Annotated in this window: 8 protein-coding genes and 2 pseudogenes; 7 read left to right on the top strand and 3 right to left on the bottom strand. The window is 42.5% G+C overall.

Annotated elements, in window-relative coordinates; genetic code table 11:
* Positions 1 to 9: 9 nt before the first annotated feature.
* From VL20_RS08645 to dxs, 3 genes are all read left to right on the top strand, one after another.
* Positions 10 to 1,758, top strand: a complete 1,749-nt coding sequence (locus tag VL20_RS08645) for a ribonuclease J (RefSeq protein WP_052276250.1) — start codon at positions 10 to 12, stop codon at positions 1,756 to 1,758.
* A 167-nt stretch (positions 1,759 to 1,925) separates the two neighbouring features.
* Positions 1,926 to 2,696, top strand: coding sequence for a nickel pincer cofactor biosynthesis protein LarB (larB, locus tag VL20_RS08650; RefSeq protein ID WP_052276251.1), 771 nt, complete (start codon positions 1,926 to 1,928; stop codon positions 2,694 to 2,696).
* Between the two features lie 73 nt (positions 2,697 to 2,769).
* Positions 2,770 to 4,680, top strand: coding sequence for a 1-deoxy-D-xylulose-5-phosphate synthase (dxs, locus tag VL20_RS08655; protein ID WP_052276252.1), 1,911 nt, complete (start codon positions 2,770 to 2,772; stop codon positions 4,678 to 4,680).
* A 625-nt stretch (positions 4,681 to 5,305) separates the two neighbouring features.
* Here the strand turns inward: dxs and VL20_RS08660 are convergent.
* Both VL20_RS08660 and VL20_RS08665 read right to left on the bottom strand, forming a co-directional pair.
* Positions 5,306 to 7,417 carry a serine/threonine-protein kinase gene (locus VL20_RS08660; RefSeq protein WP_052276253.1) on the bottom strand — a complete coding sequence of 704 codons (2,112 nt, stop codon included), beginning with the start codon at positions 7,415 to 7,417 and terminating at the stop codon, positions 5,306 to 5,308.
* A gap of 312 nt (positions 7,418 to 7,729) precedes the next feature.
* Positions 7,730 to 8,356, bottom strand: a complete 627-nt coding sequence (locus VL20_RS08665) for a TetR/AcrR family transcriptional regulator (protein WP_002785652.1) — start codon at positions 8,354 to 8,356, stop codon at positions 7,730 to 7,732.
* Positions 8,357 to 8,890: 534 nt separating this feature from the next.
* Here VL20_RS08665 and VL20_RS08670 point away from each other — a divergent pair.
* Both VL20_RS08670 and VL20_RS27850 read left to right on the top strand, forming a co-directional pair.
* Positions 8,891 to 10,399, top strand: a complete 1,509-nt coding sequence (locus tag VL20_RS08670) for a hypothetical protein (RefSeq protein ID WP_002785650.1) — start codon at positions 8,891 to 8,893, stop codon at positions 10,397 to 10,399.
* Between the two features lie 115 nt (positions 10,400 to 10,514).
* Positions 10,515 to 10,793: pseudogene (locus VL20_RS27850) on the top strand (hypothetical protein); the annotation flags it as partial.
* A gap of 79 nt (positions 10,794 to 10,872) precedes the next feature.
* Here the strand turns inward: VL20_RS27850 and VL20_RS08675 are convergent.
* Positions 10,873 to 12,027 (bottom strand): ISL3 family transposase, encoded by a 1,155-nt coding sequence (locus tag VL20_RS08675; RefSeq protein WP_052275466.1) that lies wholly within the window; start codon positions 12,025 to 12,027, stop codon positions 10,873 to 10,875.
* Positions 12,028 to 12,235: 208 nt separating this feature from the next.
* Between VL20_RS08675 and VL20_RS08680 the strand changes: the two genes are divergently transcribed.
* Together VL20_RS08680 and VL20_RS08685 are read left to right on the top strand one after the other, a co-directional pair.
* Positions 12,236 to 12,496 carry a hypothetical protein gene (locus VL20_RS08680; protein WP_081417934.1) on the top strand — a complete coding sequence of 87 codons (261 nt, stop codon included), beginning with the start codon at positions 12,236 to 12,238 and terminating at the stop codon, positions 12,494 to 12,496.
* 149 nt (positions 12,497 to 12,645) lie between these two features.
* Positions 12,646 to 13,485, top strand: a pseudogene (locus VL20_RS08685) (ISL3 family transposase); the annotation flags it as partial.
* Positions 13,486 to 13,753 lie beyond the last annotated feature (268 nt).

Below are 13,753 nucleotides of genomic sequence, written 5' to 3' on the forward strand. Positions count from 1 at the left end.
GGATACCTAATGATTCAAGATAAAACCCAAGCAAAACTAAAGATCATTCCACTAGGAGGACTACACGAAATCGGCAAAAACACCTGTGTTTTTGAATACGATGATGAGATTATTCTCTTGGATGCTGGTTTAGCTTTTCCTTCCGATGATATGCACGGGGTCAATGTAGTGCTTCCCGATATGACTTATCTAAGAGAAAATCGCCATAAAATTAAGGGTATGATTGTCACCCACGGTCACGAAGATCATATCGGTGGCATTCCCTACCATCTCAAACAATTTGATGTACCAATTATCTACGGTCCGCGTCTAGCGATGGCTTTATTGCGGGATAAATTGGAAGAAGCAGGATTAGTAAATCGTACTAAATTAGAAACCGTTGCTCCTCGGCAAATGGTGCGTTTAGGTAAATCTTTCATGGTGGAATATATCCGCAATACCCACTCGATCGCCGATAGTTTTTGTGTAGCAATTCACACTCCTTTAGGGATAATTATTCACACAGGAGATTTTAAAATTGACCATACTCCCGTCGATGGCGAATTTTTTGATCTGCAAAAAATTGCCGAACATGGCGAGAAAGGGGTGCTATGTTTATTGAGTGATTCCACTAACGCGGAAGTACCCGGTTATACTCCCTCGGAAGCTTCCGTTTATCCCGGTTTAGAGCGGGTTTTTAACCAAGCAACGGGACGGATTATGATCACTACCTTTGCTTCCTCGGTGCATCGGATTAATCTGGTGTTGAAATTGGCCCAGAAATTTAACCGGAAAGTGGTGGTAGTGGGTCGATCGATGTTAAATGTCATCGCTCATGCGCGCAATTTGGGGTATATAAAATGTCCCGACGATATATTTGAACCCCTGAAAGCGACCCGCAATTTAGCCGATGATAAAATCGTCATTTTAACCACAGGCTCCCAGGGGGAACCTTTAGCGGCCATGACGCGGATTTCTAAGGGTGAACATCCTCATATTCGTGCGCGTCAGGGGGATACGATTGTCTTTTCCGCTAATCCGATTCCGGGTAATACGATCGCTGTGGTCAATACAATTGATCGCCTGATGATGCAGGGTGCTAACGTAGTTTACGGACGCGATAAGGGAATTCACGTTTCCGGCCATGGTTCCCAAGAAGACCATAAATTGATGCTATCTTTGACGCGGCCGAAGTTTTTTGTGCCAGTGCATGGAGAACACCGAATGCTGGTCAAACACGCTCAGATGGCCCAAAGTATGGGGATTCCCGCCGAAAATATGGTAATTGTCAAAAATGGTGACACGATCGAGTTAACTAGCGATCGCATTGGCCTCGGCGCGCCAGTGCCTTCGGGAATCGAGTTAGTTGATCAAGCGGGTGTGGTCCACGAACACATTATGCAGGAAAGACAACAATTAGCCGAAGATGGTGTGATTACGATCGCCGCCTTCGTTAACGCTGAGGGACAATTAAGCGCACCTCCAGAGATTAATTTGCGCGGTGTGGTGACAAAAGTGGAAATCCCGCTGCTGAATCAGTTAATTATTCGGGCGATCGAACGCTGTTTAAGCGATCGCATTGGTGAATTTAAAACTGCGACGGGGGACCCAGATTGGGCCGGTTTGCGGGCCGAAATCGAGACGACTTTGCAACGTTTAATCAAACGGGAGTTACAGAGTCAACCTCTAGTGATTTTCCTCCTGCAAGCGGCGGCAACGGAACCAGCGAACAATCGTACTTATCGCCGCCGCCGTCCCGCAGCTACCATGGCCTCCTAATATCAGTGAGCAGTGAGCAGTAATCAGTGAGCAGTAATCAGTGAAAAGATGGCAAGAAACTGCTATTTAATACTGGTCACTTAACACATACTGCTCACTTAAAACTCAAATCTGATAACTGTTAACTTACCCACTGATAACTGATAACTGATAACTGATAACTGATCATGTTGCACGCTGCCGATTTGCGATCGCTGCTGACCGCCGTTGCCAGGGGAGAAATTAACCCGGAGACAGCCTTAGATAAACTTAAACATCTGGCCTTTGAACCGGTGGAAGACTTCGCTAAAATTGACCATCATCGTCAATTAAGAACGGGATTTCCGGAGGTTATCTGGGGGCCGGGTAAAACCACCGCTCAAATCGCCCAAATTATCAATGTTTTGCGTCAAAATAGTCCCGTGGTTATGGCCACCCGGATTGAAGCAGAGATAGCAGCCCAGCTACAGGAACAGGTGACAGACTTAGTTTATTATCCCTTAGCCCGCATCTGTGCCATTGCCGCAGCTGCCCCAGAAAATCCCCCAAAAGGGATAATTTCCATCCTAACGGCGGGAACTGCCGATATTCCCGTAGCGGAGGAGGCGGCGGTTACTGCTCAATTATGCGGTTTTTCCGTGCAGCGTCTTTGGGATGTGGGAGTAGCGGGAATTCATCGCCTCTTGAATCATCGCCATCTATTGGATGCCGCCGATGTGTTAATTGTTGTTGCGGGAATGGAAGGAGCCTTACCAAGTGTGGTAGCGGGATTAGTCGATCGCCCGGTGATCGCCGTTCCCACGAGTATCGGTTACGGAACCAGTTTCGGTGGTATTGCTCCTTTGTTAACTATGCTCAATTCCTGCGCGGTCGGCATCGGTGTGGTTAATATAGATAATGGTTTTGGGGCTGCCATGTTAGCCGGCCAAATTTTACGCACGGCGGCCAGATTAGCTTAGATTTTTACTCATCTCAGACTGGAAATCCTATACAGTTGGTATAGGGATAAACTACTTTGAAAAAGAAGCCGATATGCACCTAAGTGAAATTACTCATCCCAACCAGTTACATGGTTTATCACTCCGTCAATTAGAAGATATTGCCCGTCAGATTCGCGAAAAACACCTCCAGACGATCGCCGCTACCGGTGGACATTTGGGACCGGGGTTAGGAGTCGTAGAACTAACGATCGCCCTTTACCAAACCCTCGATCTCGATCGCGATAAAGTCCTTTGGGACGTGGGACACCAAGCTTATCCGCACAAACTCCTCACCGGCCGCTATAACGATTTCCACACCCTGCGCCAAAAAAACGGCGTTGCGGGCTATCTAAAACGTTGTGAGAGCAAATTTGACCATTTTGGGGCTGGACACGCCTCCACGAGCATTTCTGCTGGGTTAGGAATGGCTTTAGCCCGGGATGCCAAGGGGGAAGATTTCAAGGTGGTATCGATCATCGGGGATGGCGCTTTAACCGGGGGTATGGCCCTAGAAGCGATTAACCATGCTGGACATTTACCGAACACCAACATCATGGTTATCCTCAACGATAACGAGATGTCCATTTCCCCCAACGTCGGGGCAATTTCCCGCTATCTCAATAAAGTTCGTTTGAGCGAACCCGTCCAGTTTATCGCCGATAATCTCGAAGAACAATTGAAACACCTACCCTTCTTCGGTGACTCCCTCACCCCCGAAATGGAACGAGTCAAAGAAGGGATGAAACGGTTAGCAGTTCCCAAAGTCGGCGCTGTCATTGAAGAATTGGGCTTTAAATATTTTGGCCCGATTGATGGTCATAATATTCCCGAATTAATCGCCACTTTTAAACAGGCCCACAAGGTTCACGGACCGGTTTTCGTCCACGTTGCCACCGTTAAAGGCAAAGGCTACGAATGGGCCGAAAAAGATCAAGTGGGTTATCATGCCCAAAATCCCTTTAATTTAGCCACGGGTAAACCGATTCCCTCCAGTAAACCGAAACCTCCCGCTTATTCTAAAGTTTTCGGGCATACTCTCACTAAATTAGCGGAAAATGACCCGCGCATTATCGGTATCACCGCCGCCATGGCCACCGGGACGGGATTAGATAAATTTCAGGCAAAACTACCGAAACAGTACATCGATGTGGGAATTGCGGAACAACACGCCGTTACTCTCGCTGGTGGTCTTGCTTGCGAAGGAATGCGCCCAGTTGTCACTATTTACTCTACTTTCCTGCAGCGGGCTTTTGATCAGATTATTCACGATATCTGCATTCAAAATCTGCCAGTTTTCTTCTGCATGGACCGGGCCGGTATTGTCGGGGCCGATGGACCGACTCACCAAGGGATGTACGATATCGCCTACCTGCGTTGTATCCCCAATATGACCATTATGGCCCCGAAAGATGAGGCGGAACTGCAAAGAATGGTCGTAACGGGGATTAATCATACCAGCGGCCCCATTGCCATGCGTTACCCCCGGGGCAACGGTTTAGGGGTTCCCCTGATGGAAGAGGGTTGGGAAGCTTTACCCATCGGTAAGGGCGAAATTCTCCGCAGTGGCGATGATATTCTCCTGTTAGGATACGGCACTATGGTTAACACTTCCCTACAGGTGGCCGAAATCCTCAGCGAACACGGCATCGAGGCCACAGTGGTTAATGCTCGTTTTGTCAAGCCCCTTGATACAGAACTTATCTTTCCCCTTGCCCAACGTCTTGGTAAGGTGGTGACTTTAGAAGAAGGTTGTTTGATGGGTGGTTTTGGTTCTGCGGTTTTGGAAGCTTTACAGGATGCTAATATTCTAGTTCCGGTCAAGCGTTTCGGGGTTCCCGATAAATTAGTGGACCACGCAACACCAGAGGAATCCTTCGCTGATTTGGGTTTAACCAGTCCCCAGATTGCCGAACAGGTTTTGGCGGCATTTTTTAGCCAAAAACAAACCGCTAACGTTGGTTAAAATCTCAAGATTAGCTTGGCCAGTTTTCCCGAAAAATTAGGGAAGACTGGCTTTTTTTGGTCTAGATAGTCAATGAACACTGCCGGCAATAAATAGGGTTTGCGGCAAAAAGTACGGGCGAAGCATTCGGACAATAACCTATCGGTGAAACTGTAGATTTTCGGCGTTGTCAAATTGAAAGATGCTCCCAATCAGCACCGGAACGGAAATTACTTTGATAGGAAAGATTACCCTGCATCTTGACAATTAGTGTTTAATGAACGAATAGTGCCGATAGTTGGGCTTAAGTGGGGAACAAGAGTCGCTCGATTTAGCAGTGGAATTAGCCCTAAAATCGGCGTAGGGCTAATTCATGAATTAGCCCTACAATCGGCGTTGTCAAATTGAAAGATGCTCCGAATCAGCACCGGAGCATTGCATCTTTCCTATTCTGATATGACAACGCCAGATTTTCTATCCGAATGCTTCGCCCGTACTTTTTGCCGCATACCCTATTTAGGAGAAAACTGCTCGATTCAATAATTTGAGCTAAAATCCAACATTTTTAAAGACATGGGTGCAGTTTCCCGCAAGTGTCGCTCATTTTCGATAGACAAAAGTTATTGCTGTCACCCCCAACACAAGTTTACTGTCCCACCCGCCAAATTTTGATAGTATTGTCACCACTTCCACTAGCTAAATAGCGGCCATCGGGACTATATACTACTGAGATAACCACATCAGAATGACCAGTAAGGGTACGCAATTCTTTTCCGGTTGCTACTTCCCAAATTTTGATAGTATTGTCATCACTCCCACTGGCTAAATAGCGACCATCGGGACTATATACCACTGACATAACCTCGCGAGAATGACCAGTAAGGGTACGCAATTCTTTTCCCGTTGCTACCTCCCAAATTTTGATAGTTTTGTCCCAACTCCCACTGGCTAAATAGCGACCATCGGGACTATATACTACTGACCTAACCCAGTCAGAATGACCGGTAAGAGTACGCAATTGTTTTCCCGTTGCTACCTCCCAAATTTTGATAGTTTTGTCATCATTCCCACTAGCTAAATAGCGACCATCGGGACTATATACTACTGACATAACAAAGAGAGAATGACCAGTAAGAGTACGCAATTGTTTTCCCGTTGCCACCTCCCAAATTGTGAGAGTATCGTCATCACTCCCACTGGCTAAATAGCGACCATCGGGACTATATACCACTGACATAACCTCGCGAGAATGACCAGTAAGGGTACGCAATTCTTTTCCCGTTGCTACCTCCCAAATTTTGATAGTTTTGTCCCAACTCCCACTGGCTAAATAGCGACCATCGGGACTATATACTACTGACCTAACCCAGTCAGAATGACCGGTAAGAGTACGCAATTGTTTTCCCGTTGCTACCTCCCAAATTTTGATAGTTTTGTCCCAACTCCCACTAGCTAAATAGCGGCCATCGGGACTATATGCTACTGACCAAACCACATTAGAATGACCAGTAAGGGTTTTATCTAAGAAGCGAAGACTAGATAAATCAGATATTAATAATTGAGGAGTAACCGGAAATCTTTTATATTTTAAATAACCATAAACTTGCGTTATTCCTATTCCTAATAACAAAACTCCACCAAGAGCTATCATTCTGTTTCTCAGATTATTCTTTTTAACCGGTTGTGCTGGTGTTTTTTTGGGTACAGGTGCGGGTGAAACCGGCGGAGAAGGATTAATATTAGGAATAACTGGCGGTTGTTTTTGAGTTACAACAGGCTGCGGATTTCGTTGTGCTGGTGGAGATGGTCTATTAGGAGTTATAGGAGGTAACTTTAATTGCCTTTCAATCTCATCTAAACGTTGTAAAATAACCCTAGTATTAGCCGGTCTATTCCTTGGTAATCTCCCCATCAACTCATCAATAAAATCCAACAATAACGGGTGAATATTTTCCGTTTCTTCTCGCCAAGCTAAAACATCATTAACCGCATCATAAATTTCTAAGGGATGTTTTCCGGTTAATAAATGTACAAAAGTTCGTCCTAAAGCATGAAAATCTGATTGAATCACTGCTTGGCCATGTTGTTGTTCATTGGGTGTATATCCGGCTGAGGTAATACCTGTTACTTGTTGACCTTTTCCCTTTTGATGATAGGTTTGGGTTTCTTCCCTTGCTGTCCCTGCTGTCCCAAAATCAATTAACACCAACTCGCCACTATTCCGCAACATAATATTAGGGGGTTTAATATCTTGATGCAGCCAATTCTGTTGATGAATTTTATCGAGAATTAAAGTAATTTCTCTCAGCCATTTAAAAGCCCGTTTTTGACTTAACTTATCATACTGGTTGAGCCACTGTTCTAAATCAATACCCTCCACTTTTTCCATAACTAAACAGTGTAATATTTTCCCCTCCCTCGTGGAATATTGAAAATAGGCATCTGCTCGAGGAACACCGGTGACATTTTGACGACTCAACTCTAATAAAACGTCATATTCCCGTTTAAATAATTCAACTGCTTTCGGTTCATTATTCCATTTTTCTTGTAATACCTTGAGGATTTTTGCCGTAAAACCTTCAAAAGCCTCATAAACAATGCCAAAACCAGTCGTATCACTCAATAACCGACTCACCCTATATTTACCATTTAACAACAATTGAGAGCCGCAACTTTGACAGTAACGAGTATTCGAGTTATTATTACTCGGATGACCCGGTTGATAACAATTGGGATTAATGCAGTAACAGGGTTTCATCTCGGCTATCAGTTATTTTATTGGGTGAATAATTGAAGGTTCCCTTTACCTGTCTTTGAAGGCATTTTATCATAAGTAGCTGGTTATAATTAAATTAAAAATGGATTTTAGGTTCGATCCCCCCTGCCCCCCTTGATAAGGGGGGTGCCGATCCCCCCTTAGTCCCCCCTTAATCCCCCCTTAATAAGGGGGGCATCTGATAATTTTTAACGCCTACCTACTTAAGTAAGCTAAAACGGATTTTAACCGCCTATCCTTAGATTAGCTGTCTCGGAGTCTCGGAGTCTCGACTAGGAAATTAATTTTGCACGACTACTTAACTAACACTCCATTCAGAAAAATTTCGGCAATACCTTCGGCCATTTCTTGTAAAGCTAAGGGGGAAGCATTGCTATCTAAAATAGTTTCACTGGAAAAACCGGCAATTGCAAACATTCCTAGAAAAACCTGGGCCACAATTTTCGGATTCATGGGACGATAGATACCACGATCGATCGCTGTTTGAAAAAAAGCCTCGGCCACATCGGTCATTTTAGCAATTACCTCCGATTGAATCCGATCTTTTAATTCGGGGTGAAATTGTGCCTCTATAAAACAAACTCGCAATAAATCGCTATTTTCTCGCATTCTCAACACCCTACGTCGCATCACCTGCGCTACCGCTTTATAACTGCCCATTTCGCTCAATTCCGTCAGCAAGTCGGTGAGAATATCCACCCATCCCCTAGTGGCCACTTCGATTAAAATCGCCTTTTTGTTGGGAAAATAACGAAATAAAGTTCCTTCTGCCACATTTGCTTTTCCTGCTAGGTCTTTGGTCGTGGTTCCTTCATAACCCTTAGCGGCAAATAAACGTAAAGCGGCCTGTAGAATACGACTACGGGTATCTTCTTCCCCAGAATTGGTCTCAGTTAGGGAACGTTGAAAAAGACTTTGCATAATTATTGACAGCTAGAACGGGATAGAGCCATTGTCATCGATCAAGTCAGGTGTTTACTCAAATGCTTCATAAAATTTTGAGTAATTGGAGTAACTTGGCCTTTAACAACGAGCGCACGAGCTTGACAATGGGCTAAGTTTCCAGCCAAGATAACCGAAAGATTTTCATTCTCCCAGATAAAGCCTAGTTCTAGACCCAAATACTAGGGCAAAACGTTGACACTTGCTCCCCTATCAATCAAACCTTACTCTGGACTGCTGAAAAACATCGTCAGTGCAAGGCTATAACCAGTATTTTCCACCATTTTTTACTGTCTCTAAACTATTATGGAAAACTACAGGCCGCATCCCACTCAGGCATGAGTATAATTACTCATTGACAAAGTTGTGAGAAAATAGAAAGAAATACAAGGAAAAAAGCCATGCTGGGGATACCCCTGCAAGAAAAAGCCCAACTAGAGAAATATCTCCTGGAAACCGCCAAAATTCTCTGAAAATATACCGAACCAGAAAAGCTCAACGACTTCGAGAATAATGAAAAACTTTCTAGACTCAACCAACCGAGGGGAAAAAAATAATTTCCTCATCCCCCTTGCCTATATCCTAGGAATAGCCCTCCCCTTTGTTTTAGTCTATTTTCTCCCCATTTACCACGTTACCGATACTTTTCTCTTTAGTAGATGGGGGGATTGTCTCGCGGCAGGTACAGTATATATGGATTGTCCTCCCAAAGTCCCCAACTATCCTAGTATAGGCATACTGGCAAGCGGCGGAGTAATTGCGGCGATAAAATCCCTATTGGGAATTAGCGAAAAAACCGAGGCTATCTACTACTTCCGTTTTTACCTAGCGTTTGTTGACGCTCTCAATTTTCTCCTTCTTACCTACCTAGCAAGAATCTTAAAATTCAAACGCCCCGTAATCATCGGTTTCAGCATTACCCTAGTGCTATTTCTCTGGGCGGCAGGTTCTCTCTGGGGACAGATTGACAACGTAGGCTTATTATTTTGCCTCCTGGCGACCATTGCTTTCTTCCAATCTTGGAGTGAGAAAAACACCCTCCTCAAAAATATCCTCTGGTTTCTCCTCGGGATGTTTAGTTTAGTCCTATTCATTCTCACTAAACAACTCTTTATTTTTTCCCTACCCTTTTTTGCCCTAGTTATCCTGACCACAGGTTACAAATTCCAGCAAAGATACCAGACTAAAGGCTTAATCTGGCTGGGAGCAACTCTACTTTTAAGCCTCGGATTTTTCCTCTACCTAGATAGCTTATTTGCAGTTCCCCTCAGACTGATTCAGTCTAGTTTCCTCTTTGTCTTAAAATCTGGTAGTGGTCACGGTGACAAAATCTCAGGAAATGGCTTTAATATCTGGATATTTCTCGGTTTAGAACCCCGCGCTTCCTCCCGAGTACCTTTTATGGATTTGCAACTAGGTAGCTGGAAAAAAGGTATCAGTCCTTACCAAGCAGGGCTTTTACTCTATGCTGGTTTCATGGGTTTTCTTATCTGTACAGGTTTAATCAAGATTTGGCAAATTCTCGCCACCAAAACCGAGGCGATTATCCCTAAATACAATCCTACCTATTTAATGGCACTTCTCTGCCTTTTCCATGGACTAAGTTACCTAGGTTTTAATATTCTTCTCAGTGGCACTCATCAGCGCTATCTCTATATAGGTTATCCTTTTATCCTGATCAGTATTATCTGGCTCTACTATCAGGATTTCCTAGTATCCAGACGCGCCCTACTCGCCTCTTTATTTGCTGCTTTTGCCTACGGTTGTTTTCTTTATTCCCAAGTCTCTAATGCTTATGTGGTACAAGCACAACAGTATTTAGGTTTTCAACAACCGCCGAATGTTCCCTTATTACCCAAGTTCTTCTTTATCTTTGAAAGACATCAGTTTCTAGGTGCTGTTCATCTGTTCTTGCTAGTCTTCCTAGTAGATATTTGGCAACAGCTAAGTAAAAGACAGATTGTTCGTCCTAGTTCAGATAATATAGTCATTCCAAATAAGTATGATGCAAGGGAAAAATAGGGTAAAATAAGGAGAAACGAGCAACCCATACAGAAAAATGTCTTATAGCCTAGACTGGAGAAAAAAAGTAGGTAGTGATCCGATAGTAGTGGCGTAGCTCTCTTGCTTATCTAGCCTGAGTTGTGTAGAATATTTAGAAGAACTCTTAGCGTCTCTGGGAACGATTAAAAAGAGCAAGAAAGTCAAGAGTGAAGTCCAAGAAATCGATGTTTGGTTTGAACCAGCCAGTTCAGCATCAAGGACGGAATTACCCTTGGGTTTACTTGCTAAAATGGCGGCGACTTGCTGCTTATTTGAACCCTTCCGTAACCCACCCTCCGAGGTAGAGATTCGCAGTTGCATCTCAAAGTTATATGCGGTTCATGGCGAAGTCTTAAGGAAGGCAAAACGGACCAGGGTAATCGCGCGTCGTTTTGTATAGATGGTAACAGACAAAAATCCCGGCTCTTCTGGTTTTCGTGTGTTAATTTTTGTTATGAATTAAAGCAAGCAAACAGCTTAAGTCGAAGATGTTCAAAATTGGTAAATCCATAACTCATTCTTTTAATAAGCTTTATTTTGGTATTCATTCCCTCAATTAATCCGTTGGTTGTCTGATTTTCAAAGTAATTACAAATACCTGGCAAATGCTTCTGGATCATCCTGGCACTACTTTCATATAATATCCCGCCTATTCTTATCCATTTTTCCAATTTTCTCTCAGCACCTCTGAACGTTCTACTACTTTGATAAATTTGTCTAATTTCTTCTTTCATTTCCCAGGCTATTCCTAAGCATGGATGTTCTTTCAGAATAACTTCTAGTTGTTGTTTTTGCTCGTCCTTTAAGTCCTCTTTATTCTTCCATAATAAATGAGGTAATCCTTTTTCATGCACCCCCATTAACTTTCTCAATTTATTAAGCTCGTCATTGATGATAGCCATTACATGAAAACGGTCATAGATGATTTTAGCATTGGGAAATAATTCCTTGATCACTGCTGTAAATCCTGACCACATATCGACGCTCACTTCTTTCACTTTCTCCCGAACTGCGTCTGGCTGTGCTTTTAAGGCTTCCATTAATTCTTCTTGCTTATGTCCTTTAATCACATCTAGTAAAATTTTCTTGTCCATATCTACGACCGTTGTGATGAAATCTTTATGTCCTTTTAAGTTACTAAATTCATCTAAGCTTATTCGTTCTGGTGCTTCCCACTCTTCCTTTTCTAGTTCTTTAGCACAGTGATTAAATATTAACTCAACTTCTGACCATCCTAACCCTTCTTCTCGACTTATTTCTTCGATGCTACAATTTTTTACTCTCTCATAAATCATCGATTCATAGCGAATTGTATGATGCTGTCTTAATCTCATAAAACTCAGTCTTTCGCTGATATACTTTTGGCACTTTTGACAATGAAACTGACGGCGTGGTACTTCTAAATATACTGGATTACCTAATATTGACAAGTCTCTGACTAGATTATACTCTGTCTGATTGATTCTGTCTAAGGTTTGATGGCAATTCGGACATTCAATTGTTTCATTTAAAAGAGCAAGCTTTAGGAAAATTGTCTGAGCAATTTTTTGATAATTGACCACTGTTACATTTGGTAAATCGAGGAGTTGATCAAAATTTATCCACATAACCCACCTCCTGTTCTGTGTTACTATTATACCATGCTCACACAGAACCTAGAAGAGCCAAATTGGCTCTTCTGGTTTCTGTGTGGAAACTAGGTCTATACTGATAGAATATCCGCAAAATAGTCCTAAAAGTCTTTCCCAGTAAACATTTCACGATTCCATAAGCAAAAATTATCACACAAAGTCGAGAAGAGCCGCTAATTTAGATTTGGCTAACCCAGCTAAGGAAGAAATTAAAAAACATACTTGGTGGAATCAAGGTAAGGGGTGGAAAAATATCTTAAATAATCTACGATTATTTATTCAACCTTTATGTTATTTCAATCTCTTAAAACCTTGGTTAGTCGTTGTTTTTAGTCCTCAAACAATTCGCTTGTTCTGTCGGTTATTTTCCCTGCTTAATAAATTAATAAATTCTCTTTTAGAGAAGGTTTTTCGGCTCTTCGGGAATTGTTATGCAAATAATTAACTTAAAATAAAATTCGATGAGAGTGCCTAGTCTCAAAAATAGCTGAAATCCATACAGGGAGACACTTAAGGCACAAATAGGTTAATACCAAAAGATAGACAATTGAGTTAAGATTTGATATAATAGCCAAAAACGAGATTATTTTACTTATGATACTTGACAAATTTTTGAACCTACAAGGAACCTGTATTCAAGGCTATCGACACCTAGAAAATATCGGTATAGTTTTCCAAATCGAATCGAAAAATCAAAAAGCAGTCTGTCCTCGTTGTGGGTTAGAGAGCGATAAACTACACCAAAATCATCGACATTTAGTCAAAGATTTACCGCTCTCAGGTCAACCAGTGTACCTACAAGTTAATCGTCGTCAATTTAAGTGCGGTAATTGTCAGAAACCCTTTAGCGAAGAGTTAGATTTTGTCGCCAAGAAACGAACCTATACGAAAAGACTAGCCGAGAATATACTCGAACAATTAAAATCAGGAGATATTTTAAATGTTAGTCGAAGAAATGACGTAACGGAAGAAGAGATTCAAAGAATGATAGAGGACATAGCTGAAGAAATTACAGAGACAGACCTATCGAAATTAAAAAGACTAGGAATTGACGAAATCGCTCTAGTCAAAGGACAAAAAAATTACTGTGCAGTTTTAGTAAATTTAGATACGGGAAAACTAATAGCTATTCTAGAGAAGCGAACACAAGAAGAATTGAGGGAAACGCTTACAGGGTGGGGAAAAGAGGTGTTAGAGCAAATTGAAGAAGTCAGCATAGACCTTTGGTTGCCCTATAAAAATTTGGTGAAAGAATTGATGCCATCGGCCGAGGTAGTCGCCGATAGATTCCATGTAATGAAACAAATTAATCAAGAGTTAGACGAACAGAGAAAAGCAGAAAAAAGAGCGGTAGAAGCGCAGAAAAATAAAAAACAGAAAGCGGAAAAAGAAGCGAAGCTAGAAGTTTTAAACAGGGTAAGCTCATCTAATTTGGTATAAATTGTACTTGACAAAGATTTCTGAATAGGGTAATCAAATCGCCATAGCACCGTCCCGCACTGCCAGTACCCAGACTTAGCCGCTGCTACCTCTGTATAATTTATAAGGCTCTTCGGTTTGTGTTATGCAATGGACTGGGGTTATAGGGGATGGAACCCTTATGTAGAAAGGCATTTGGCGATTTTTGTCAATTGTTTTTGATCTAAAGCAAACTCATCAATTAAGTCTCTTGCCAGATAAGGATTTAGTCAATTTATGCCCC

Origin of the sequence: Microcystis panniformis FACHB-1757, assembly GCF_001264245.1 — a bacterium.
Classification (GTDB): Bacteria; Cyanobacteriota; Cyanobacteriia; order Cyanobacteriales; family Microcystaceae; genus Microcystis; species Microcystis panniformis.

What these genes read in the sequence shown, in the direction of transcription:
- VL20_RS08645 (WP_052276250.1), top strand. Translation starts at nt 10, where the DNA reads ATGATTCAAGATAAAACCCAAGCAAAACTAAAGATCATTCCACTAGGA.
- larB (WP_052276251.1), top strand. Translation starts at nt 1,926, where the DNA reads ATGTTGCACGCTGCCGATTTGCGATCGCTGCTGACCGCCGTTGCCAGG.
- dxs (WP_052276252.1), top strand. Translation starts at nt 2,770, where the DNA reads ATGCACCTAAGTGAAATTACTCATCCCAACCAGTTACATGGTTTATCA.
- VL20_RS08660 (WP_052276253.1), bottom strand. Translation starts at nt 7,417, where the DNA reads ATGAAACCCTGTTACTGCATTAATCCCAATTGTTATCAACCGGGTCAT.
- VL20_RS08665 (WP_002785652.1), bottom strand. Translation starts at nt 8,356, where the DNA reads ATGCAAAGTCTTTTTCAACGTTCCCTAACTGAGACCAATTCTGGGGAA.
- VL20_RS08670 (WP_002785650.1), top strand. Translation starts at nt 8,891, where the DNA reads ATGAAAAACTTTCTAGACTCAACCAACCGAGGGGAAAAAAATAATTTC.
- VL20_RS08675 (WP_052275466.1), bottom strand. Translation starts at nt 12,027, where the DNA reads ATGTGGATAAATTTTGATCAACTCCTCGATTTACCAAATGTAACAGTG.